The sequence below is a fragment of the Stenotrophomonas sp. Marseille-Q5258 genome (genome assembly GCF_946900935.1).
GTDB lineage: Bacteria > Pseudomonadota > Gammaproteobacteria > Xanthomonadales > Xanthomonadaceae > Stenotrophomonas > Stenotrophomonas nematodicola.
The window spans coordinates 1-23945 of record NZ_CAMPPN010000029.1 but is presented as its reverse complement, the minus strand read 5'-3'; the positions used below and the strand labels follow the sequence as shown (position 1 = coordinate 23945).

The 23945-nt window shown below is 68.1% G+C and carries 19 protein-coding genes; 9 read left to right on the top strand and 10 right to left on the bottom strand.

Annotated features, from left to right (window positions below; genetic code table 11):
- Positions 1 to 32 precede the first annotated feature (32 nt).
- The gene (gene gpmA, locus OC534_RS16750; RefSeq protein WP_262072213.1) at positions 33 to 782 is read left to right on the top strand and encodes a 2,3-diphosphoglycerate-dependent phosphoglycerate mutase; all 750 of its coding nucleotides are present in this window, start codon (positions 33 to 35) and stop codon (positions 780 to 782) included.
- Positions 783 to 1023: 241 nt separating this feature from the next.
- Positions 1024 to 3123 (top strand): M13 family metallopeptidase, encoded by a 2100-nt coding sequence (locus OC534_RS16745; RefSeq protein ID WP_262072212.1) that lies wholly within the window; start codon positions 1024 to 1026, stop codon positions 3121 to 3123.
- Positions 3124 to 3191: 68 nt separating this feature from the next.
- Here the strand turns inward: OC534_RS16745 and OC534_RS16740 are convergent, their stop codons facing one another.
- The 5 genes from OC534_RS16740 to rlmJ all read right to left on the bottom strand — a co-directional run bounded on the left by OC534_RS16740 (position 3192) and on the right by rlmJ (position 9477).
- Complete coding sequence (locus tag OC534_RS16740) at positions 3192 to 3797, bottom strand: HD-GYP domain-containing protein (protein ID WP_037591213.1); 606 nt, start codon at positions 3795 to 3797, stop codon at positions 3192 to 3194.
- A 50-nt stretch (positions 3798 to 3847) separates the two neighbouring features.
- A complete protein-coding gene (locus OC534_RS16735) occupies positions 3848 to 4360 on the bottom strand; it encodes a hypothetical protein (protein ID WP_017356033.1) in 513 nt (170 codons plus the stop codon).
- Positions 4361 to 4437: 77 nt separating this feature from the next.
- Entirely contained in the window at positions 4438 to 7905 is a 3468-nt protein-coding gene (gene mfd / locus OC534_RS16730; RefSeq protein ID WP_153164453.1) for a transcription-repair coupling factor, read from the bottom strand.
- Between the two features lie 73 nt (positions 7906 to 7978).
- Entirely contained in the window at positions 7979 to 8524 is a 546-nt protein-coding gene (locus OC534_RS16725) for a GNAT family N-acetyltransferase (protein WP_017356031.1), read from the bottom strand.
- A gap of 95 nt (positions 8525 to 8619) precedes the next feature.
- Positions 8620 to 9477 (bottom strand): 23S rRNA (adenine(2030)-N(6))-methyltransferase RlmJ, encoded by an 858-nt coding sequence (gene rlmJ / locus OC534_RS16720; RefSeq protein ID WP_136004345.1) that lies wholly within the window; start codon positions 9475 to 9477, stop codon positions 8620 to 8622.
- Between the two features lie 45 nt (positions 9478 to 9522).
- Here rlmJ and creB point away from each other — a divergent pair, with 45 nt between their 5' ends.
- From creB to OC534_RS16695, 5 genes are all read left to right on the top strand, one after another.
- A complete protein-coding gene (gene creB / locus OC534_RS16715; protein WP_136004343.1) occupies positions 9523 to 10218 on the top strand; it encodes a two-component system response regulator CreB in 696 nt (231 codons plus the stop codon).
- Positions 10219 to 10220: 2 nt separating this feature from the next.
- Positions 10221 to 11681: a two-component system sensor histidine kinase CreC gene (gene creC / locus OC534_RS16710; protein WP_136004341.1), complete on the top strand. Its 1461-nt coding sequence runs from the start codon at positions 10221 to 10223 to the stop codon at positions 11679 to 11681.
- A gap of 92 nt (positions 11682 to 11773) precedes the next feature.
- Positions 11774 to 13093 (top strand): cell envelope integrity protein CreD, encoded by a 1320-nt coding sequence (gene creD / locus OC534_RS16705; RefSeq protein WP_136004339.1) that lies wholly within the window; start codon positions 11774 to 11776, stop codon positions 13091 to 13093.
- A gap of 14 nt (positions 13094 to 13107) precedes the next feature.
- Positions 13108 to 13545: a hypothetical protein gene (locus OC534_RS16700; protein WP_136004337.1), complete on the top strand. Its 438-nt coding sequence runs from the start codon at positions 13108 to 13110 to the stop codon at positions 13543 to 13545.
- A gap of 114 nt (positions 13546 to 13659) precedes the next feature.
- Positions 13660 to 15276, top strand: coding sequence for a M20/M25/M40 family metallo-hydrolase (locus OC534_RS16695; protein WP_136004335.1), 1617 nt, complete (start codon positions 13660 to 13662; stop codon positions 15274 to 15276).
- Positions 15277 to 15294: 18 nt separating this feature from the next.
- Here OC534_RS16695 and OC534_RS16690 read toward each other — a convergent pair whose 3' ends face one another.
- The gene (locus OC534_RS16690; RefSeq protein WP_262072211.1) at positions 15295 to 15924 is read right to left on the bottom strand and encodes a hypothetical protein; all 630 of its coding nucleotides are present in this window, start codon (positions 15922 to 15924) and stop codon (positions 15295 to 15297) included.
- A gap of 157 nt (positions 15925 to 16081) precedes the next feature.
- On the opposite strand from OC534_RS16690, the gene gltX reads away from it, so the two are divergent.
- Positions 16082 to 17485: a glutamate--tRNA ligase gene (gltX, locus tag OC534_RS16685; RefSeq protein WP_136004331.1), complete on the top strand. Its 1404-nt coding sequence runs from the start codon at positions 16082 to 16084 to the stop codon at positions 17483 to 17485.
- A 16-nt stretch (positions 17486 to 17501) separates the two neighbouring features.
- Positions 17502 to 17987: a Fur family transcriptional regulator gene (locus OC534_RS16680; RefSeq protein ID WP_136004329.1), complete on the top strand. Its 486-nt coding sequence runs from the start codon at positions 17502 to 17504 to the stop codon at positions 17985 to 17987.
- A 63-nt stretch (positions 17988 to 18050) separates the two neighbouring features.
- Here OC534_RS16680 and OC534_RS16675 read toward each other — a convergent pair whose 3' ends face one another.
- The 4 genes from OC534_RS16675 to OC534_RS16660 all read right to left on the bottom strand — a co-directional run bounded on the left by OC534_RS16675 (position 18051) and on the right by OC534_RS16660 (position 23919).
- Positions 18051 to 19223 carry an HlyD family secretion protein gene (locus OC534_RS16675; protein ID WP_136004327.1) on the bottom strand — a complete coding sequence of 391 codons (1173 nt, stop codon included), beginning with the start codon at positions 19221 to 19223 and terminating at the stop codon, positions 18051 to 18053.
- Positions 19224 to 19231: 8 nt separating this feature from the next.
- Positions 19232 to 20917, bottom strand: a complete 1686-nt coding sequence (locus tag OC534_RS16670; RefSeq protein WP_316044093.1) for an MFS transporter — start codon at positions 20915 to 20917, stop codon at positions 19232 to 19234.
- A complete protein-coding gene (locus OC534_RS16665) occupies positions 20914 to 21480 on the bottom strand; it encodes a TetR/AcrR family transcriptional regulator (RefSeq protein WP_153164446.1) in 567 nt (188 codons plus the stop codon). Before OC534_RS16665 ends, OC534_RS16670 begins: the two co-directional genes overlap by 4 nt.
- 249 nt (positions 21481 to 21729) lie before the next feature.
- The gene (locus OC534_RS16660) at positions 21730 to 23919 is read right to left on the bottom strand and encodes a TonB-dependent receptor (protein ID WP_136004322.1); all 2190 of its coding nucleotides are present in this window, start codon (positions 23917 to 23919) and stop codon (positions 21730 to 21732) included.
- Positions 23920 to 23945 lie beyond the last annotated feature (26 nt).

Below are 23945 nucleotides of genomic sequence, written 5' to 3'. Positions count from 1 at the left end.
CGCCTGCCTTGCCATCTGTCGGAGATACTGCAGTGACCCGGAAACTCGTACTGTTGCGCCACGGCCAGAGCCAGTGGAACCTGGACAACCGCTTCACCGGCTGGGTGGACGTGGAGCTGACCGAGCAGGGGCGCCGTGAGGCCGCCGCCGCCGGTCGTCTGATGCGCGAGGAAGGCCTGCAGTTCGATGTGGCGCACACCTCGGTGCTCAAGCGCGCCATCCACACCCTGCAGGGGGCACTGGCCGAGCTGGACCAGGACTGGCTGCCGGTCAGCAAGAGCTGGCGCCTGAACGAGCGTCACTACGGCGGCCTGCAGGGCCTGGACAAGGCCGAGACCGCCGCGAAGCATGGCGAGGACCAGGTCAAGATCTGGCGCCGTTCCTACGACATCCCCCCGCCGGCAATGGACCGCGAAGACCCGGGCCACCCGATCCACGACCGCCGTTACGCCGGTCTGGACCGCAATGCGCTGCCGGGCACTGAATCGCTGGCGACCACGCTGGACCGCGTGCTGCCGTACTGGTTCGATTCGATCGCTCCACAGCTCAAGGACGGCAAGACCGTGCTGGTCACCGCGCATGGCAACTCGCTGCGCGCGCTGTACAAGTACCTCAACAGTGTGTCGCAGGAAGCCATCCTGGAACTCAACATCCCGACCGGTATCCCGCTGCTGTTCGAGCTCAACGACGACCTCACCGTGCAGTCGTTCCGCTACCTGGGCGACCCGGAAGCGGCACGCAGGGCCGCCGAGGCCGTGGCCAATCAGGGCAAGGCGAAGTAGCGCCCCTCCACCCGCGGCAGGTCGCGCCAGGCAAAGCCGGGCGCTGCCCGGCTGCCGTTGGCGCTCCATGTGGGCAGACCCGTGCGGACCGACGCCCCGCACCCACCGCCAGGGGGAGGCTGCCCCGCACCCCCCGTGGCAGGGGGGTGACCTTTGGCCGGTCCCGAGCTTCCCCTCCCGCGCTACGCTCCGTGATTGCCCGCCATCCGGGCGTTGCATCCATCCGTAGCCGGAGAGTCGAATGAAGTTGTCCAAACTGGTCCCGCTGGGCCTGACCCTCGCCATCGCCGCGTCGCTGGCGTCGTGCGGCAAGACTGAACCCACCTCTGCGGCCACGGCCGATGCCGCTGCCAGGCCGGCCTTCGACCAGTCGCAGATCAAGACCGCGCTGATCTCCCTCAACAGCGCCGACCTGGACCCGACCATCGCGGCCTGCACGGACCTCAACGGGTTCGTCAACAGCAAGTGGCTCAAGGCCAACCCGGTGCCCAACGACCAGACCACCTGGGGCAGCTTCGAAATCCTGCGCGAGCGCTCGCTGGAAGTGCAGCACGCGCTGGTCCAGCAGGCGGCCGCCAGCCAGGCCAAGGCCGGTTCGGTGGAAGCCAAGATCGGCGACATCTGGAAGACCGGTTCGGACGAGGCGAAGATCGAAGCTGCCGGCATCGCGCCGCTGCAGCCGCAGCTGGACAAGATCGCGGCGCTGAAGGACACCGCCACCATCGCCCAGTATCTGCGCGACAGCCAGGCGCAGGGCCAGGGCGTGCTGTTCTCGCTGTTCGGCAATGCGGACTACAAGGATTCGGCCAACGTCATCGCCTACGTCGGCCAGGGCGGCCTGGGGCTGCCGGAAAAGGGCTATTACGTCGACGATGCGCAGGCCAAGATCCGCGACGCCTACGTGGCCTACATCGCCCAGGTGCTGACGCTGTCCGGCGTCGATGCCGAGCAGGCCAAGACCCAGGCCAAGGCCGTGCTGGACTTCGAAACCCGTCTGGCCAAGGCCTCGCTGTCGCGCATCGAGCTGCGTGACCCGTCCAAGCGCTACAACCCGATGAGCGCCGCCGAGGCCGACAAGCTGACCCCGAACTTCAGCTGGACCGCACTGTTCGACACCCTGAAGGTGCCGGCCGCGCAGAAGTTCTCGCTGGCCCAGCCGGCCTTCTTCGGCGAAGTGGACAAGATGCTGGCCGACGTGCCGGCCGCCACCTGGCAGGCCTACCTGCGCTTCCACACCATCGATGACGCTGCGCCGTACCTGAGCAGCGCCTTCGAGAAGGCCAACTTCGACTTCTACGGCACCACCCTGCGTGGCCAGAAGGAAATGCAGCCGCGCTGGAAGCGCGTGCTGGAATCGGTCAATGGCGCCATCGGCGAAGGCCTGGGCCAGCTGTACGTCGATGCCGTGTTCCCGGCCGAATCCAAGGTGGCGATGCAGCACCTGGTGGAGAACCTCTCGGTCGCGCTGAAGGCGCGTCTGGAGAAGCTGGAGTGGATGAGCGAAGACACCCGCAAGAAGGCGCTGGAGAAGTGGGCCAGCTTCACGCCGAAGATCGGCTACCCGGACAAGTGGCGTGACTGGTCGGGCCTGGAGACCAACGGCGACAGCTACCTGGCCAACATGCAGGCCGCGCGTGCGTTCAACTACCGCTTCATGCTGGCCAAGATCGGCAAGCCGGTCGACAAGACCGAGTGGGGCATGACGCCGCAGACCGTCAACGCCTACTACAACCCGACCAAGAACGAGATCGTGTTCCCCGCAGCGATCCTGCAGGCGCCGTTCTTCGACGCCAAGGCCGATCCGGCGCTGAACTACGGCGGCATCGGTGCGGTGATCGGCCACGAGATGATGCACGGTTACGACGATTCGGGCAGCCAGTTCGCCGCCAACGGCAACTTCGACAACTGGTGGACCGACACCGACCGCAGTGCTTTCACCCAGCGGACCGACCAGCTGGTTGCGCAGTTCGACGGCTATGAATCGCTGCCGGGCGTGAATGTGAAGGGCAAGCTGACCCTGGGCGAGAACATCGGTGACCTGGGTGGCCTGACCGTGGCCTATGACGCGCTGCAGATGGCGTTGAAGGAAGACCCGAAGGTGAACGTGCCGGTCGACGGCTATACCCAGGACCAGCGCTTCTTCATGAACTGGGCTACCGTGTGGCGCCGCAACTTCACCGAAGGCGAGCTGCGCGTGCGCCTGAACACCGATCCGCACGCGCCGGCAAACTTCCGTGCCAACGGCGCGCCGTCGAACATGCCCGCCTATGCGCAGGCATTCGCGTGCAAGGCCGGCGACGGCATGGTGCGTGCCGACGACAAGCGTGTCGTGATCTGGTGATCGCGCGCGGTTGATGCACACAGAAAACCCGGCAATTGCCGGGTTTTTTGTGGGCCGACCGCAGGGACTCAGCCCAGGCCCGGTTCGCGGCGCAGCAGGTGTTGGAACGCACCCAGGACCTGTGGATCGATCATGCCGCCGGAAGCGTCCTCCAGCAGGAACATGACGCGGCTGCGCTCCATCGCATCGCGGTAGGGCCGCTCACTGGTCATGGCATCCCAGGCGTCGACGACGGTGAGGACGCGGGCGGCCAGCGGAATGTCGCTGCCACGCAGGCCATCGGGGTAGCCGCTGCCATCGTAGGCCTCATGGTGGCCGCGGATCAGGCGTGCCACCGCCTGGGCATCGGCGCGGCCGGTAGCGGCGAAGATGCGTTCGCCGCGCTCGGGGTGCGTGCGCATGATCGCGCGCTGATCGTCATCCAGGCGTGCCGGATGCAGCAGGACATTGTCGGGAATGCCGATCTTGCCGATGTCGTGGAAGCGCGCGGCAAGGGCCAGGTGCGACAGGTCGGTTGCATCGAGGTCGCAGTAGCGTCCCAGCTGCTCGCACATCGTGCCGACGCGGTCGCAGTGGAAACGGGTATAGGGGTCGCGCATCTGCAGCGACATCGACAGCGCGTCGATGGAGCAGGCGAGGGGGGGATCGGTGGGACGGGGGAGGGGATCGGTCACGGTCACAACTTCAAGGGTCCCGGCCACCTGCGTGGCCGGGACCGGGTGGATCAATGCTTCTGCAGGTTGATGCGGTGCTGCTTGGCGTAGGCATCCTGGGCATCGCTCAGGGACTGCATTTCCACGTCCATGCGCTCACCGATGGCGGTCAGCTTCTCGGCCATCGGCGCGATCTGCTCCTGGCTGTAGCCATCCGGCAGCGCGGCGATCTGCAGCAGCACGCCGAACAGTTCCTCGGCGGTCTGCACATAGGTGCGCAGCTTCTGGTGCAGGTCCTTGGCGTCGTCGGCCGGGGGCATCTGGTCGATGCTGACCAGGCGGTCCTTCATCTCCTTCTGCGCATTGCCCAGCGCGAACGTGAAGGTGCCCAGGCCCTTGCCTTCCTGCAGTGCACGCTGCAGCTGTTCGCTCTGCGGCCCGACGGTCCATTGCTGCACGGTGCTGGTGGTGCCGTTCCAATATGCGACGTTCTCGGTGAGGTAGTCGCGGGCGCTCATGCCGCCACCACAGGCGGTCAGCAGGGCCAGCACGGCGGCCAGCAGCAGGTAATGGAATCGTTTCAAAGCAACTCTCCTTGTCGCGGGCAAAAGAACAGGGTGAGCCCCTCCGGCCCGCTGAGCGAAGGGGGTCGGGGGAGCGGTCAGCCCGGCGCGAGCGTCAGCAGCAGCGCCTTGGCGGCGCTGAAGCGGTCTTCGGGCAGGGGCAGGGGGTGGCGGATGCGCAGCTTGTCCGGGCCGTCCATGCTGTACAGCTTGGGCTGCTTCTGGATCAGCTGGATGACCGCCATCGGGTCGATGTCCGGCTTGGCATCGAACACGATGCGGCCGCCGTTCTCGCCCAGCTCAAGCTTGCGGATGCCGCGCGCGTTGGCCTGCAGCTTCAGCTCGGCCACCGCGAACAGGTGCTTGGCCGGATCGGGCAGCAGCCCGAAGCGGTCGATCATCTCCACCTGCAGTTCGCGCAGGTCGTCCGGATCGCGCGCGCTGCTGATGCGCTTGTACAGGGTCAGGCGGGTGTGCACATCGGGCAGGTAGTCGTCCGGAATCAACGCCGGCACATGCAGTTCCACTTCCGCGCCGCGCGCTTCCTCGCCGGCGTCCAGATCGGGCAGCTTGCCCAGCCGGATGCTGCGCACGGCGCGTTCGAGCAGCTCGGTGTACAGGCTGAAGCCGACCTCGGCCATCTGCCCGCTCTGGTCCTCGCCGAGCAGTTCGCCGGCACCGCGGATCTCCAGGTCGTGCGTGGCCAGAGTGAAACCCGCACCCAGTTCGTCCATCGAGGCGATCGCCTCCAGGCGCTTCTCGGCGTCGGGAGTCATCGACCGCTTGTCCGGCACCACCAGGTAGGCGTAGGCCCGGTGATGCGAACGGCCGACGCGGCCGCGCAACTGGTGCAGCTGGGCCAGGCCGAAGCGGTCGGCGCGGTTGATGATGATGGTGTTGGCGTTGGGGATGTCGATGCCCGACTCGATGATCGTGGTCGACAGCAGCACGTTGAAGCGCTGCTTCTGGAAATCGAGCATCACCCGCTCCAGTTCGCGCTCGGGCATCTGCCCGTGGGCGATGCCGATGCGCGCTTCGGGCACCAGCTCGGCCAGGTCGCGCTGCATGCGGCCGATGCTCTCCACGTCGTTGTGCAGGAAATACAGCTGGCCACCACGCGCCAGCTCGCGCTGGAACGCTTCGCGCAGCAGCGCGTTGTCCCAGGCGGTGATGAAGGTCTGCACCGCCAGCCGGTTCGGCGGCGGCGTGGCGATGATCGAAAGATCGCGCAGCCCGGCCATCGCCATGTTCAACGTCCGCGGGATCGGCGTGGCGGTCAGCGTCAGCAGGTGCACGTTGGCGCGCATGGCCTTCAGCGCTTCCTTCTGGCGCACGCCGAAGCGCTGCTCCTCATCGACCACCACCAAGCCCAGATCCTTGAATTTCACGTCCGGCTGCAGCAGGCGGTGGGTGCCGATGATCACGTCGATCGTGCCGGCGGCGACTTTTTCCAGCTCGGCCTTGATTTCCTTGCTGGTCTTGAACCGCGACAGCACCTCCACCCGCAGCGGCCAGTCGGCAAAGCGGTCGCGGAAGTTGCGGTAGTGCTGCTCGGCCAGCAGCGTGGTCGGCACCAGCACGGCCACCTGCTTGCCGGCGCTGGCGGCGGCAAAGGCGGCGCGCACGGCCACTTCGGTCTTGCCGAAGCCCACGTCGCCGCACACCACCCGGTCCATCGGCTGGCTGCTGGCCAGGTCGCGCAGGGTCGCATCGATGGCAGCGAGCTGGTCGGGGGTTTCCTCGAACGGGAAGCCGGCCGCGAACGGTTCGTACATCGAGCGGTCCACGTGCAGCGCCAGACCGGCGCGGGCGCGCCGACGGGCCTGGATCTCCAGCAGCTCGGCGGCCACGTCGCGGACCTTCTCGGCGGCCTTGCGCTTGGCCTTGGTCCACTGCTCGCCTCCGAGCGAATGCAGCGGGGCGGTCTCGGCCGAGGCGCCGGAGTAGCGGCTGATCAGGTGCAGCTGGGCGACCGGTACGTACAGGCGGTCGCCCTTGGCATATTCGATTTCGAGGAACTCGCCCGGCATGCCGCCGGCGTCGAGCACGATCAGGCCGCGGTAACGGCCGACGCCGTGATCCTCGTGGACGATCGGCGCGCCTTCGGTGAGCTCGCCGAGGTCGCGGATGATCGCTTCGGGCTCGCGCCCGACGCGGCGGCTGCGGCGGGTCTGGCCGGCGCGCTCGGGGAACAGCTGGCGTTCGGTCAGTACCGCCAGCGCCGGATCGTCCAGCGCGAAGCCGTCTTCCAGAGGCGCCACGGTGATGGCCAGACGCAGGTCCGGCTGGGCCAGGAACGTCGGCAGGTCGGCGACCACCGGCGGTTTGAGCTCGGCGGCCTGCAACACCTCCAGCAGCGCCTCGCGGCGACCTGGCGAGTCAGCGGCGATCAGCACGCGGCCGGGATAATGGCCAATGAACGATTTCAGCGCCTCGCCGGCCGGGGCATCGCGCGCGGCCACCGGCAGGGGCGGCAGCGGCTGGTCGCCCAGCGCGTGCGCCTCGGCGATGCGCGGGTGGTCGGCGGCCCACACGTCCACGCGCGGCAGGGTGTTGAGGCGGCTGTTGAAGGCCTCGGGACTGAGGTACAGCTCCTGCGGGGCCAGCAGCGGCCGTTCCACATCGTGGCGGCGCTGCTCGTAGCGGTTCTGGGTCTGCGCCCAGAATGCGGCCGCGGCGTCGCCGACGCCCGGTACCACCAGCGGCAGCACGTTGGGCTGCAGGTAATCGAACAGCGTGGCGGTCTGGTCGAAGAACAGCGGCAGGTAGTACTCCACACCGGCCGGCGCCAGACCTGACTTGAGGTCCTGGTAGAGCGCACTGCGCCGCGTGTCCACGTCGAAGCGTTCGCGCAGAATGGCGAGCACCCGCGCGATGCTGGCATCGTCCAGCGGAACTTCGCGGCCCGGCAGCATCCGTACCGCATCGACCTTGTCCAGCGAACGCTGCGACTCGGGGTCGAAGGCGCGGATCGAATCGATGTCCTCGTCCAGCAGTTCCACCCGCAGCGGCGCGTCGGCGCCCATCGGGTAGACGTCGAGCAGCCCACCGCGCACGGCGAAATCGCCCGGGTCCATCACCTGCGGGACATTGCGGTAGCCGGCCGATTCCAGGCGACGCTTCTCGGCGTCCAGGTCCAGGCGTTGTCCCACCGTCAGGTCGAAACTGCCGCCGACGATGTACTTCAGCGGCGCCACGTGCTGCAGCAGGGTCTGTACCGGCACCACGACGATGCCGCGCTTCAGCGTGGGCAGGCGGTGCAGTGCGGCCAGGCGCTGGGAAATGATGTCCGGGTGCGGGCTGAACGCATCGTAGGGCAGGGTTTCCCAATCCGGGAACGCCACCACCGGCAGGTCAGTGTCGTTCCCCAGCAGGGTACGCAGGTCCGACTCGATCTGGTTGGCGCCGTGGTTGTCGCGCGCGATGACCAGCAGCGGCCCGTCGTGGGCCTGCGCGGCACGCGCGACATACCACGCCAGCGCGGTGGCCGATGCGGGGGCGCGCCACCAGGCGCGGAGCTGTCCGGAACGAGGCAGCGGCGGTGCGGGAGGGGAGGTGCGTGACATGAACCGGCGATTTTAGCAGACCCCGCGCCAACGACCGTGGACACCGACGTGCCGGCCAGGGGCCGGCATGAGGTCAGCTGTCGAGCTCGAGCACCATGCGCACCAGGCCGGGCGTGCCCTGCGGGTGCGGGACCGGCTGGAAGCCCAGCGAGGCAGCCAGCTGCTTCATCGGCTCGTTCTCTTCGGCGACATCGCCGTAGAGACGGTCCAGGTATTTGCCGCGGGCCCACTTGACCAGCTTGCGCATCAACTGGCGGCCCAGGCCCTGGCCGACCAGGAAACGGCTGACCAGGATCGCGTACTCGGCCTCCCGGGTGCCCTGGATGATCGAGGCGCGTGCGACCGCGCCGACCACGGCCTCACCGGCCGGCAACGACTCCGCCGCGACCAGGGTGATCTCGGTCTTGGGGTTGGGGTGGGTCAGCCGCTGCGTGGTTTCCGGGGACAGTTCGGTCACCGACTGCAGGAAACGGTCGCGGATCTCTTCCGGGCCGAACAGGCTGAAGGCGGCGTGCAGGGGCGCACCGTCTTCCGGGCGGATCGGGCGGATCAACAGCTCATGCCCGCTGGGGGCTTTGAAGGTCTCGTGCCAGGGCGGCATGCGGTTACGGGTAGCCATACCGGTGGTTCCTTGGTGGTCTTCGGATTCTCGCATCCCCGGGGCAGGCTTCCGTGAACGGAACGCTCACAGACCGCCGCCCCGGTGACGGGGGCTCATTCGGCCTGCTTGAGCCACTGCAGGCGGGTCGAGGCGCCGGCCTCGCCCAGGTGCTGCTTCAGTGCCGGCATGGCCGGGGCCAGGATCTGGTCGAACTGCCACGGCGGGTTCAGCAGCAGCATGCCGCTGCCATTGAGCCGCAGCGGGGAGTCGTCGGGCCGGATCAGCAGCTCGGCGGTCAGCACCGAGCGGACCGGCAGCGCCACGGCCTTGCGCAGGAAATGCAGGATGCTGCGGCGCTGTTTGATCGGGAACCAGATCGCGAAGGTGGCCTGCGGCCAGCGACCCAGGATCTCGGTCACCGACGCCAGGATGCGCTGGTACTCGGCGTCCTGCGCCTCGTAGGGCGGGTCGATCAGGACCAGTCCGCGGCCGATCTTGACCCCGTTGGCCTTGGGCGGCAGCAGGGCCTTGTTCTGGGCGTAGCCGTCGGCGTGGTAAACGCCGACCCGGGCGTCGTGGGCGAACAGGGCCTTGAGCGAGGCCACTTCGTCGTCCTGCACTTCGCAGACCGCCATGCGGTCCTGCGCACGCAGGGTCTGGGCGGTGAGCAGCGGCGAGCCGGGGTAGCTGATCATGGCCCCGACCGGATTGTCGGCCTGGACGGCCTTGAGGTAGCGCTCGATCACGGCCGGCTGCTGCGGCTGGGCCATCAGGCGCATGACCCCGTCCTCGGCCTCCAGGGTCTTGCGGCTCTCCTCGCTGGCCAGCAGGTAGCGGCCAGCGCCGCCGTGGGTATCGAGCACGAAGAACGGGCTGTCCTTGCGCTTGAAAGTGTCGAGCAGGGCAAGCTGGACGACGTGCTTGAGCACGTCGGCATGGTTGCCGGCATGGAAGGCGTGGCGGTAGTTCATCGGGGCAGTGTACGGGGCGGGGGCGCCAGCGGCTATGCTGGGCGGATGAGCCACCCCCTGCACAACGTCCTGGTGGTCGAGGACGAAACGGCCATCGCCGAGACCGTTCTGTATGCGCTGCGCAGCGAGGGCTACGCCGCCCGCCACTGCCTGCTCGGCAACGACGCCCTGGCCCGGTTGCGCCAGCAGGCCTACGATCTGGTGGTCTTGGATGTGGGCCTGCCGGACATGAGCGGGTTCGAGGTCTGCCGCAGCCTGCGCACGTTCAGCGAAGTGCCGGTGATCTTCCTGACCGCCCGCAACGACGAATTCGACCGGGTGCTCGGCCTGGAGCTGGGGGCGGACGACTACATGGCCAAGCCGTTCTCGCCCCGCGAGCTGGTGGCGCGGGTACGGGCGCGGCTGCGGCGGGCCGGCAGCAGTGCCGTGCCCGAGAGCGCGGGCTGGCAGCAGCTCGGGCGTTTCGCGATCGACCGCGAGGGCCGCCGGATCCGTTTCGGCGAGCAGCTGCTGGACCTGACCCGTTACGAATACGCCCTGATGGCCGCGCTGCTTCAGCGCCCGGGGGCGATTCTCAGCCGGGCCCAGCTGATGGACCGCGGCTGGGACAGCGATGCCGACAGCGCCGACCGCACGGTCGACACCCACGTGAAGACCCTGCGCGCCAAGCTGCGCGCCGCAGGTGCCGATCCCGACCCGATCCGCACCCATCGCGGGCTGGGCTACGCGCTGGAGGCGTAACGGTGCGCCTGGGTCTCAAACTGTTCCTGGGCTTCTTCCTGATCGTGGGCATCGCCGCGTTCTTTGTGATGCGCATCTTCGTCAATGAAGTGAAGCCGGGCGTACGCCAGGCAATGGAGTCGACCCTGGTCGATGCGGCCAACGTGCTGGCGGAAATGGCGGCGGCCGATCTCAAGGCGGGCACCCTGCGCAACGGCACCTTCGTGGCCAATCTGGCGCGCGCACAACAGCGCGATCCCAAGGCGATGGTGTGGCGCTTTCCCAAACGCACGCTGGACTACCAGGTGACCATCACCGACGCCAAGGGCATCGTGGTCTACGACTCCCGGGGCCGTGACGTCGGCCGCGACAACTCGCGCTGGAACGATGTCTACCGCACGCTGCGCGGCGAGTACGGCGCACGCTCCAGCCCGGAGACACCGGGCGATGACACCCATTCGGTGATGCATGTGGCCGCGCCGATCCTGGACCCGGCCGATGGGCGCACGCTCATCGGGGTGCTCAGTCTGGCCCAGCCCAACCGCAGCATCGACCCGTTCATCGCCGCCAGCCAGCGCGCGATCGTCAAGCGCGGGGCGTGGCTGATCGGGTTGTCCGCACTGATCGGCCTGCTGATGACGGCCTGGCTGATGCACGGCGTCAACCGCCTCAACCGCTACGCCAAAGCGGTGAGCGCAGGCGAGCCGGTGCCGCCGCCGAAGCCACGCCGCGACGAGATCGGCGACCTCGGTCAGGCGCTGGAAACCATGCGCCGCAAGCTGGAAGGCAAGGCCTACGTGGAGCAGTACGTGCAATCGCTGACCCACGAAATGAAGAGCCCGCTGGCGGCCATCCGCGGTGCGGCCGAGCTGTTGCAGGAGCCGTTGCCCGACCCCGACCGCGAGCACTTCGCACGCAGCATCCAGGGCCAGGCGCAGCGCCTCACCGAAACCATCGACAAGCTGCTGGCGCTGGCCGAGGTGGAGCAGTACGGCTGGCTGCAGAAGCAGGAGCGCATCGCCTTGGCGCCGCTGCTGCGGGCCGCCGCCGATGCGGTGGCCGTCAGCGCGCAGGCGGCGGGGGTGACGATCGACGTGGACGCCCCAGGCGGACCGGACCTGCAGGGCGATCGCTACCTGCTGCGGCAGGCAGTGAACAACCTGCTGGAAAACGCCGTGGCCTTCGCGCCGCCCGGCAGCCGTATCGTGCTGCGCGCAAGCCCGGCTGACGGCGGCGTCGCGCTGCAGGTGGACGACGCCGGCAGTGGCGTGCCCGAGTACGCCCTCGAGCGCGTGTTCGAACGCTTCTATTCGTTGGCGCGGCCGGCGACCGGCCAGCGCAGTTCCGGGCTCGGCCTGTCGTTCGTGCAGGAGGTGGCGCGCCTGCATGGCGGCCGCGCGCGGCTGCGCAACCGTGCCGAGGGCGGCGCGCGGGCCGAGTTGTGGTTGCCGTTGCGGCCACCGTCAGCTCCCGCCCGGCGCTGAGCGCGCCGGGACTTCACACAGACTTCAAATTCAGCACAAACCCCGCACATCGGCGTGCGCGACGCTGGCGTCCTCCCAACCGAGGACGGGCGATGAAATCCCTGAAGATGCTGTTGCGGTTCGCCATTGTCGGCGGGCTGATCCTGGTGCTGCTGATTCCCCTGGCGCTGATCAAAGGCGTGATCAACGAACGCGAGGCGTATCGCAACGAGGCCTACCAGCGTGTCGCGCAGAGCCGGGCTGGCGCGCAGACGTTGACCGGTCCGATCCGCGTGGTGCCGTGGACCGAAACCCGCGAGGTCGAAGTGGTGGACGCGGCGGGTACCAAGAAGAAGGAAAAGCAGGTCGAGCAGGGCGAGTGGCTGCAGATGCCGTCCAAGCTGCAGGTGGACGGGCGGATGCAGCCGGACGAGCGCCGTGTGGGCCTGTTCCGGGTGCCGGTGTACAGCTGGAATGCCACCATCACCGCTGAATTCGCCGACGACGACTATCCCGCCAGGGACGGTCGCGTATATGGCACGCCGTACCTGACCGTGGGCATCGCCGACGTGCGCGGGCTGGTCGGCTCGCCGCAGCTGCACGTGGATGGACGGGCGCTGGACCTGTTGCCCGATCCGGGTCCGGTGCGCAACATCGCCACCGGCCTGCACGTGGATCTGGCTCCGTTCGACGACAACCGCGGTGGCGTGCTGAAGGCCAGTACGGTGGAACTGTCGCTGGTGCTTGACGGCAGCCGCTCGCTGGCGGTGGTGCCGGTGGGCGACGACAGCCGCATCGCGCTGCGCTCGCCGTGGCCGCACCCGCTGTTCGGCGGCAGTTTCCTGCCCAACCAGCGCAAAGTGGATGCACAGGGCTTCGACGCGCAGTGGGCGGTGTCCTCGCTGGCGTCGCGGGCGCAGCAGCAGCTGCGCAGCGCTGGCGATGCCGAGATTGAGTCGGTGAGCGTGGAACTGGTCAACCCGGTGGACGTGTACACGCAGGCCGATCGTGCCAGCAAGTACGGCATCCTGTTCATTGTGCTGACCTTCGTGGGCTTCATCCTGTTCGAACTGATCAAGCATCTGCGCATCCACCCGCTGCAGTATCTGATGGTGGGGCTGGGCCTGGCGGTGTTCTTCCTGCTCCTGCTGAGCCTGTCCGAACACATTCCGTTCTGGATGGCGTACGCGGTCTCGGCAGTGGCCTGTATCGGCGTACAGGCGGTGTATCTGTCCGGGGTGCTGCACAGCTGGAAGCGCGGGCTGGGATTTGCCGCCATGCTCAGTGTGCTGTACGGCGCGCTGTACGGCCTGCTGATCTCGGAGAACAACGCGCTGCTGATGGGGTCGCTGCTGCTGTTTGCGGTGCTCGCCTCGGCGATGTGGATCACCCGCCGCGTGGACTGGTACGAACTGGGCGCCAGCCTCAAGTAAGCACGGAGACGACAATGATCACTTCCCGCCGTCTGCAGGAGCGCGCCAGCCGCGCCCTGCCGGCCCGACTGGGACGGTGTGCCGTACTGGCCGGGGAGGGCGCCGGCGACGGTTGGCCCTCCCCGCTGCAGGCCTTGCCGGGCGCGCGGGTCGCGCCCGGCCTGATGCGCTTTTCGATCGCGGCCGAGACCCGCGCCGCGGTGCTCGCCCGGGGGCTGGCGTTCCTGCGCGATGCGCGCCAGGCGCGCGGCAGCGTGCCGCAGCGGGCAGGGTGCGCCGCGTACCGGCCGTGGCAGGAGGGCGCGGCCGCGCTGGCGGAGGCGGGTATCGACGGGCTCCCGGCCGACTGGCCGCAGTACACGCCGGTATACGGCACCGCCACGCTCGACCGCAGTCGCTGGCTGCTCCTGATGCCGGTCCAGGGGGTGCTCTGGTATGGCTGGCGCGCGTGAGCGTCGCGATGCCGACCATGACTCATGGCCCGCGGGCAGCGGGCATGCCGCCCGCTAGACTCGCCTGTCGCGGCGGGTGCCGTGCAACGAAGGGTGGTCGAGTTGAAGCGGAGCATGTTCAAGCGGAACGCGGTGAAGTGGGGCGTGCTTGCCCTGGCCCTGGCGTTGAGTGGCGGTGCTGGTGCACAGGCGAAGGAGCCGGTGGACCTGGACATGGTCAGCCGCATCCGGCAGGAGGCGTTCCATCGCTCGCAGGTGATGGCCACCTTCAGCCACCTCACCGAACAGATCGGTCCGCGCCTGACCAACTCCCCGGCGATGTCCGAGGCCAATGCCTGGACCCGCAGCAGGTTCACGGACTGGGGCCTGCAGAACGTGCACGACGAAGCCTTCGATGCGTTCGGCCGCGGCTGGGAATTCAGCAACGCCAACGTCGAGATGCTCAGCCCGCGGGTGACCCCGCTGTACGCGCTGCCGAAGGCGTGGACGCCCGGCACGCGTGGTCCGGTGGAAGGCGAGGTGATCAAGGTCGACATCAAGAAGCTCGCCGACCTCGACCAGTACAAGGGCAAGCTCGCCGGCAAGATCCTGCTGCTCAACGATGCGCGCGATTACGCACGCGCCAGCAGCGCCGACTCGCACCGCCACGATGACGCCGGGCTGGCCGAACTGCAGGTGTTCGCGGTGCCCAAGGACGTGGCCGACGCCAAGGCCGACCGCGCCAGGAAGGCCAAGGAATATCTGGAAAAGCAGGCGCTGACCCGTGCCACCAACGCCTTCTTCGCCGAGCAGGGCGTGCTGGCGACCATCAGCATCAGCGGCTGGGACAACGGCATCATCCGTGTCGGCGGCGGTGGGTCGCGCAAGGCCGGCGAGCCGGTCGGCGTGCCGGAACTGGCGATGATGGCCGAGCACTACAACCAGCTGGTGCGCGCGCTGGACCACAAGCAGCCGGTGAAGCTGCGCGTGGACGTCCAGGCACGTTTCACCGACGACACCGACCAGCCCGGCTACAACACGCTGGCCGAGATCCGCGGCAGCAGCAAGGCCGACGAGATCGTGATGCTCGGCGCGCACCTGGATTCGTGGCACACCGGCACCGGTGCGGCCGACAACGCGGCCGGCGTCGCGGTGATGATGGAAGCCATGCGCATCCTCAAGGCGGTGGGCGCCAAGCCCAAGCGCACCATCCGGGTGGCGTTGTGGAGCGGTGAGGAGCAGGGGCTGGTGGGCTCGCAGGACTATGTGTCGCGCCACCTGGCCCGTTACCCCGAACCGACCGACCCGCAGCAGCTGACGCTGCCGGCCTCGATGCGCGAACCGACCGGGGCGTTGCAGCGCCAGCGCGATTACGACCGGTTCTCGGCGTATTTCAACATGGACAACGGCTCGGGTCGCTTCCGTGGCATCTACGCACAGGAAAACCTGGCGGCCGTGCCGATCTTCGAGGCCTGGCTCGCACCGTTCCACGATGTCGGTGCCACCACCGTGGCCACGCGCAACACCGGCAGTACCGATCACATCGCCTTCGACCGCGTCGGCCTGCCCGGTTTCCAGTTCATCCAGGATCGCCTGGACTACTTCACCAACGTCCATCACAGCAACCTGGATACCTGGGACCACGCCGAGCCGGAGGACCTCAAGCAGGCAGCGGCCATCGTGGCGTCCTTCGTCTACCACGCCGCGATGCGCGAGGAAAAGCTGCCGCGCAAACCGCTGCTCGCGCCCTGATCCGGCGCTGCCTGCCGCTCATGGCGTGGCGGCGGTGCCGAAGGGCGCAGCCGTGCGCGCCAGGGCCAGGCGGAACTGGCGTGGCCCGGTATCGCTGCTGGCCGGCAGTTCATGCACGTGCACGGCCTGCAGGGGGGCGTGTCCGTCCTGCTCGATCGCCATCAATTGCCGCGCCAGCAGGTCCTGGGTCCGGTGGGGCCCGGACAGGACGGCCAGACACAACGACGCATCGCAGGCCAGGGTGTGCAGCGACAGCGGGGGCAGCAGGGTCGCAAGGTAGCCGTCCAGGCCTTGGTGCAGCCGCATTATGGTGCGTGGATCAGGACTGTCCTGGCGCCCTCGCCATTCGTCCAGGAGGGCATGGAACGCGGTGTCGTCGGACAGCAGTCCGCCCAGCGCACGCAGCGGGGTGTCGACCTGGCCGGGTGGCCCGGTCATCCGGCGGGACCGCAGCGTCGGCTCCAGCATGCGGGTGATCCAGGGGGCCAGGCGCGTCGCCTGGACCCGCGGCATCACCGGGCCGGGCGGGGCGGGAACCTCCGGCCAGCTGACCACTGCCATCACCGCCACCCCCAGTGCGAGCACCAGCGCGCTGGCGGGCGCGGCAACATGCAGGACGGGGGCGCGGGGGCGAGCGGGATGGTGCATGGAAACCTCCGGCAGTGCGGGTTGCAGGACGGTGGGCGTGCCACCGCGCAGCCATGAAAGCAGGGCGCGCCCTGGAAATCTTTAGGAATTGGCCGGTTTTCGCATGTGCGGCCGCAGGCGGGTAAAATTGCCGGGATTCCCGTTCCCCGAGCCCTCCATGATCTGCCGCACCCGCTTTGCCCCCAGTCCCACCGGCTACCTGCATATCGGTGGTGCCCGCACCGCGTTGTACTGCTGGCTGGAAGCCCGTCACCGGGGCGGCGAGTTCGTGCTGCGCATCGAGGACACCGACCGCGAACGCAGCACCCAGGGCGCCATCGACGCAATCCTGGAGGCGATGGACTGGCTGGGTCTGGGCTACGACGAAGGTCCGATCTACCAGACCGACCGCGTCGCCCGTTACAAGGCGGTGGCCGAACAGCTGGTTGCCGACGGAAAAGCCTATTACGCCTACGAGACCAAGGAAGAGCTGGATGCGATGCGCGAGGCCGCGATGGCCCGCCAGGAGAAGCCGCGTTACAACGGCGCCGCGCGTGAGCTGGGCCTGCCGTACCGCGACGACCCCAATCGCGTGATCCGCTTCAAGAATCCGCTCGACGGCACGGTGGTGTTCGACGACCTGATCAAGGGGCGCATCGAGATCGCCAACAGTGAACTCGACGACATGGTGATCTTCCGTCCGGATGGCTTCCCCACCTACAACTTCGCGGTGGTGGTGGACGACTGGGACATGCGCATCAGCGAGGTCATCCGCGGCGACGACCACATCAACAATACTCCGCGGCAGATCAATCTGTACGAAGGGATCGGCGCGCCGGTGCCGAAGTTCGGCCACATGCCGATGATCCTGGACGAGCAGGGCGCCAAGCTGTCCAAGCGCACCGGCGCGGCCGACGTGATGCAGTACAAGGATGCCGGCTACCTGCCCGATGCACTGCTGAGCTATCTGGCCCGGCTGGGCTGGTCGCACGGCGACCAGGAGCTGTTCACCCGCCAGGAGCTGATCGACCTGTTCGACGTGACCCACTGCAACTCCAAGGCCGCGCGCCTGGACATGGCCAAGCTGGGCTGGGTCAACCAGCACTTCCTGAAGACCGTTGACCCGGCCGATATCGCACCGCACCTGGTCTACCAGCTGAACAAGCTGGGCCTGGACCTGGCGGCAGGCCCGGCCCCGGCCGACGTCGTGGTGGCCCTGCGCGACCGCGTGCAGACGCTGAAGGAAATGGCCGAGAAGGCCGTGGTCTGGTACCAGCCGCTGACCGACTACGACGAGGCGGCGGTGACCAAGCACTTCAAGCCGGGCGCGGAACTGCCGCTGGGCAAGGCCCGCGAGCTGCTCGCCGCAGCCGGCGAGTGGACGGTCGACAGCGTTTCGGCCGCCCTGCACGACGTGGCCACCGCGCTGGAGATCGGCATGGGCAAGGTCGCCCAGCCGCTGCGCGTGGCCATCACCGGTACCCAGGTCAGCCCCGACATTTCCCAGACCGTGTTCCTGGCCGGGCGTGAAGAGGCCTTGAAACGCATCGACGTCGCACTCACTAAAGTACCGTCGGCCTGATAACCGGAGACCGCGCATGTCCGCCAAGACCGCTTGTACCGCCCCGCACCACCATGTTCACGATGCCTCGGACTTCGTGAAGGTGGTCGAACGCGTGTGCATCGAGCGCGGACTGCGCCTGACGCCCATCCGCGCCAATGTGCTGCGTCTGATCGCCGAGGCCGGAAAACCGGTCAAGGCCTACGAACTGCTGGAGTGGGTGCGCAACGGCAAGGGCGTGGGCGCTGACGCCCCGCCCACCGTGTATCGGGCGCTGGACTTCCTGATGGCCAACGGCTTTGTGCACAAGCTCGAGTCGGTCAACGCCTTCGTGGCGTGCCACCACCCGAGCAGTGCGCAGCACTCGGTGCCGTTCCTGATCTGCAACAGCTGCCACAGCGCAGTGGAACTGGAAGACCGCGAGATCGTCAGCCAGCTGGAAAAGCGCGCCAAGGAGCTGGGCTTCCAGCCGCAGGCGCAGACCCTGGAAGTACACGGACTCTGCGCGCGCTGCGCGGGGTAACGCCGCACCCGGTGCTGGCGGGGCATCCATCCGGCAGACGCGCGGATTTCTGCATGAGGCGGCTTACCTGCCGGGATCTGCCCCGGCATCGGCCGTCTCCACCCGCACCACCACCGACATGCCCGGGCGCAATCGCCTGGCCAGTGGCTGGTCGGGATCGATGGCGATACGGATCGGCAGGCGCTGCACGACCTTGGTGAAGTTGCCGCTGGCGTTGTCCGGGCGCAGCACGCTGAACTCCGAGCCGGTGGCCGGGGCGATCTGTTCGATATGGCCGTGCAGCCGCTGGCCGTCGAAGGCATCCACCGAGAAGGTGGCCGGTTGGCCGATGCGCATTTTCCAGGTCTGGCCTTCCTTGAAGTTGGCCACCACCCACAACGCATCGGGGACCAGGAACAGCAGCTGCGAGCCAGCGGTGACGTACTGACCCAGGCGGACCGACGCTTCGCTGATCTGCCCATCGCGTGGCGCGTGGATGACCGTATTGGCCAGGTCGATGCGGGCCAGCGCGAGCTGTGCCCGCGCGGTCTCCACGCGGGCTTCCAGGCCCTTTCGGGCCACTCGGGTGGAGGTGAGGGTTTCCTCGGCGATGCGGATCTGCGCCTGCGACTGCAGTACGGCCGATTGTGCGGACTGCGCGCCGGTACGGAACTTGTCACGGTCGTTGAGCGCGACCAGCTGCTGGGCTGCCAGCTCCTCATAGCGCTTGAGTTCGTTGCGCGATCGCGACAGCTCGCTCTGGCCGGCGGCAAGGTTGGCCTGCGCGGCGGCGATCTGCGCGCGGTTCTGTGCCTGGGTCTGGTCGGAATTGGCCAGCGCGGCCAGCGCGCTGTCCAGATCGGCCTGGGCCTGGGCCACTTTTTCCTTGTAGATGCGGTCATCGATGCGCACCAGTGCATCGCCCTTGCGCACGTACTGGAAGTCCTTGACCAGCACCTCGGTGACATAGCCGTTCACCTGCGGCGCGAGCACGGTGATCTGGCCGCGCACGTAGGCGTTGTCGGTGCTGACACGGGTGCTGTCGAACGGCCACAACGACCATGCACGCAGGATCAATGCGATGCCGAGCAGGGCAATCACGATCATGATCACGACGCTGCGCGTGCTGGGTTTGAGGTACTTGGGCACGCCCGACGGTGTCGCCGCGGCGGGCGTACCGGTCGGGGCAGCATCGGTCGGCGGCGCTGGATTCACGTTCTCGGGCGTGCTGTCGTCGCGTGGCGGGGGAGTGGGCATGTCGGGACTCATGGGGTAGCGGCCGGCGGGGATGCCGGGACGGTCGGCGAAACGGCACGGCGCTGGCGTTTGCGCCATTGCTTGAGCAGGGCGGTGCGCACCGACAGCAGCAGCAACCAGCCGAGGAAGGCCAGCGCCACGGTGCCGCTGAGCGTGAACACATCATTGAACGCCCGCACATTGGCCTCGCGGCGTGTGGTCAGTGCCAGCTGCGCAGTGCCCTGCGCGCTGCGCTGCACCGGGTCGGTGATCAGGCCGGCATAGAGCTGTTGCTGCTGTTTCAGGCGCTGTGCCACCACGCCGTCGGCCGGATCGAGCTGGCTGACGAGCGCGCTGGAGTACACCTGTTCGCGGTGCAGTTGGTAGGTGCCCAGCACCGCTGAACCGGCCAGGCCACCCAGCGTCTGGGTGATCGACAGGGTGACCAGAAAGGTGATCATGTGGTCCACGCCCTGTTTCAAGGCCTGGGTGATGCCGAGCATGATCAGCGGGCCCATGAACATGCCCGCGCCGACCGAGGCCAGGAACTGGCTGGCGTAGAAGTCGTGCGGGCGGTCCAGGCTCGTCCGGCTCTGGTCGAGGAACGCGGCGCTGCCCAGCAGCAGGATCGCCATCAGCAGCTGGGGGATGATCCGCCTGGGGCCGAAGGTCAGCGACGCCGCCGCGATGCCGGTCACCACGCCGGCGAGGATCACACCGAACAGCGGGCGCATCTGGTCCGGACCCATCCCGAGCTGACGCATCAACCCGACCACGCCGTAGGACTGCTCGGTAGTCAGGAAGCGGATCAGGAACGCACCGACAATGAAGTGCAGCACCGGCAGGCTGGCCAGCCAGCGCGTCTGCAGCAACGGGTTGCGCCGGAAGTGTTCGATGATGAAGGCCGTCGTGCCCAGCACGATCGCGGCCACCAGCGCCCAGCCCAGCCAGGGGGTGTCGAACCACCAGCGTGTATAGCCCTGGGCCAGCACCACGACCAGCAGGCCCACCGCCGGCGCGAGCAGCGCAAATGTCAGGAAGTCCAACGGCTCGAACGCCTTGATCTGCGCACCCGGCGGCAGTTTGAGCACGACTACCGCAGCGAACGCGCACAGCGCCAGCCCGGCCTCGAACAGGTAGAGGTTGTGCCACTGGCCGGTGTCGACCAGTCCCGGTGACACCAGCCAGGCGATCGGTATCGCCAGCTGCGAGATGCCCACGCCGATCACCAGTAGATTTCCGGTGTAACGGCGCGGCAGGGATTGCAGCATGTACAGCGTACCCAGCGTGCTGCAGGCCGCGCCAGCGAATCCGCTGGCCGCGCGCGTCAGCACGGTGGTCTCGTAGCTGCCGACAAACAGGTGCAGTACCGCCAGCGCGGCGTACAGGCCCAGCCCGATTTCGGCAAACAGGCGGATGCCGTACTGCTGGCGGAATTTGAAGGCCAGCAGGTTGGCGGTCACATTGACCATCGCGTAGGCCGCCACCAGCCAGCTGCCCTGGGCCGGCGTGAGCCCGAGCTGGCCCTGCATGAAAGGCAGGTTGGCGGTGACCAGGGCGTTGCCGAGCCCGCCGGTGATGCCGACCAGCAGCGCCACCAGCGCATAGGCCAGGCGCCGGTGCGGCGGATGCCACGGCATGGAGGCCGAGCCGGGCAGCGTCGGTTTTTCGTGCTCTTCCCAGTCCGGTACCGGCTTGAGGTACTGCGGCATCACCCCTCCCCGTGATCAGGCCCCCGCAGTCCACCACGCAGCAACTGCAGGGCGCGCGTGGCCAGCGTGGCGCGTTCTTCCCGGGTCTTGCCACGCAGCGCGGCTCCCAGCATGCCCGAGATCAGTGAAATGTCCGTCACGTCGAGATCGGCGCGGCACAGGCCGGCGGCGATGGCGCGCTGCATGGGCGCGCGCAGCACGGCACGGATGGTCTCGCGCGCGGTCTTGATGGTGGGATCGTCCGGATCGACGGCGCGCCAGTAGTCCGACAGCGCGGGCGACTGCACGATGCGTGCGGCCATGCCGTTGAGCACCTCGAACAGGGCGTCGTCGCGGTCACCCAGGGTCTGCACCTGGCGCTGGATGCGGGTGACCGTACGTTGCAGCAGGGCTTCCACCAGCGCCGTGCGGTCGGGGAAGTTGCGGTAGAGGGTGGCGCGCCCGACCTGGGCGCGTTCGACCACCAGGTCCAGCGGCGCGGTGACGCCGTGCTGGCCGAATACGGCATCGGCGGCGTCGAGGATCTGGGCACGGCGGGCGGCCGCATCGGCACGTTGGGTAGGCATGGCCCATGTTCGGACAGATGTGTCCGTTCTGGAAGGGGCGGACGCGTCACGTCAGGCGCACGCAGGGGGCGCCGCTGGGGTTTGTGCAGGGCGGGTGAACCCAGCGCGGTGCCGGCACGGTGGCCAGCCACGGTGAAGCCCCGGCACTCGATCGACCTGCGTGCCACGGGGAGGGACAAGGGAAAAAAAGAGGGGGCCTTGCGGCCCCCTCAGAGTAAGAACAACGACCCCGGTCGTGAGAGGCGGGTATCAGAAGAAGGCGCGGATGCCGAAGGCCACGCCGCGGCCCGGCAGCGGCGAGTAGTCGCGCAGCAGGGAGGTGTGCGGGCGGACTTCCTGGTTGGTCAGGTTGCTGCCGTCCAGGAAGACTTCGTAGCTGTTGCTGTCGTTGCGGTCCCAGCGGTAGGCGAGGTGGGCGTCGACGAGGGTGTAGCCGTTGCTCGGGTCTTCGTTCTGGGCCACATCCTTCTGGCTGCTGTAGCGCACGGCACCGACCGAGGCGCGCCAGCCGTCGCGGGACCAGCGCAGGTCGGCGCCGATGCGGGCCGGGGAAATCCGCGGCAGGTAGCCACTGTTGGCCAGGTCCACGGTGTAGTTGTGGTTGTGGTCGCCATGCGGCACGGCGATGTCCACGCTGCGGCTGCCGCTGCCATCCAGTTCGGCCTTTACGTAGTCGCCGAACACGCGCAGGTCCCAGTCGCCGGACGTGCCTTCGAACAGGTGGAACAGGGCCTCCGCTTCGGCACCCTTGAAGGTGGCATCCTGCTGGGTCCACAGGCGGACCGGCAGCGATTCGACCACGCCGGTGTCGGCCAGGTAGATGAAGTTCTTGAACCTGGTCTGGTAGATCGAGGCCGAGAAGTCGACGCGGTCGCTGTGGGTGTGGATGCCCAGTTCGACGCGCTGCCCGCGCTCGGTCTTCAGGTCCGCATTGCCGATTTCCAGGGAACGGGTGGCGATGTGTGCGCCAGCGGCGTACAGCTCCTCGTTGGTCGGTGCGCGCTCGGAGCCGTCCACGCCGAAGCGCAGGTCCACCGCGTCATTGAGCTTCCAGATACCGGCAGCGGACAGGTTGGTGGCGTCGAACGTGCGTGCGCGGTAGTCGCCGGTCGGGTCGAGCTTGACCTGGTCGTGGCGGCCGCCGAGTTCCAGTTTGAACGGGCCGAACTGCTTTTCCTGCAGCACGAACAGGCCGACGTTCTTTGTGCCGGTGTCGGGCACGAACGCTTCTTCACCCTTGGCGCCGAAGTCGCTGTTGCCGAACTGCACGCCGAAGGCGCCATCCCAGCCGCCGATCTGCTGCTGTACCGCCTCGAGGCGGGCTTCGATGCCGCGGTTGGTGAAGCGCGTGGACGGAGTGCCGGCTTCCAGCTCGGTGTGCTCGTAATCGGTGTAGGCGGTGCGCAGATTGACGTTCTTCAGGAACGGGACCGGGTTGTAGATGCCGGCCTTCGCTTCGAAGCGGTTCTGCACCATGTCGATGCGCACGTCGTGCTCGTCGCCTTCTTCCTCCTCGCCGTGGTCATGGTCGTGATCGTGGTCGTGATCATCGTCGGCATGCACGTGTGCGCCGTTGGGGATGCCGTAGTTGGTGCGGTAGGTGCTGGCCGAGATGCCGGCGTAGCCGCCGTCGCCCAGCCAGGTGACGCCCAGACCGCCGGCGCGGGTACGGATGGAACTGTTGTCCAGACGGCCGCGGCGCGGCTCGTCGGCGTCGTCTTCGTCGTGGTCGTGGCCGCTGTGGTCTTCCAGGCCATCGATCACGGCGTAGCCCGGGATGCGGTAGTCGTCGCCGTTGCGTACGAGGCCATCCACATGCAGCACCACGTTGCCGCTGACGCCGTCCAGGCGGAACATGCCGCTGCGCTCGTCATTGACCGAGTTGCCGCGCAGTTCGGCGCGACCGCTGAGCGGGCGGTCCGGCAGTTCGCGTGCGATGCGGCCATCAACCACGTTGACCGCGCCGCCGATCGCGCCGCTGCCGAACAGCAGCGTGGCCGGGCCCTTCAGCACTTCGATCTGGTCGGCCAGGAACGGCTCGATGCTGGTGGCATGGTCGGCGCTGACCGTAGAGGCGTCCATGTTGCCCATGCCGTTGGAGAGCACCGCCACGCGCGGGCCTTCCTGTCCGCGGATGATCGGGCGACCGACGCCGGGGCCGAAGAAGGTGCTCTGCACGCCGGGCAGCTTGGCGACGGTGTCGCCAAGCGTGCCGGCCTTCTGTTCGTCCAGACGTTCGCCGGCGAGGACATCGACCGGGCGGGCCAGGGATTCGGCATCGCCCTGCAGCGGCGAGGCGGTGACCTTGACCTCGGACAGCTCGGTCAGGTGGCCGCGATGGCCGTCATCGTCGGCAGCCATCGCCACGGAGGGCAGGAGGGCGGCCGCCAGGGCCAGGGACAGCGTGTGGCGCGTAAACAGGGGGCGGGAAGAGCGCATAGGGGCAGGGTCCGTCAGTCGAATTG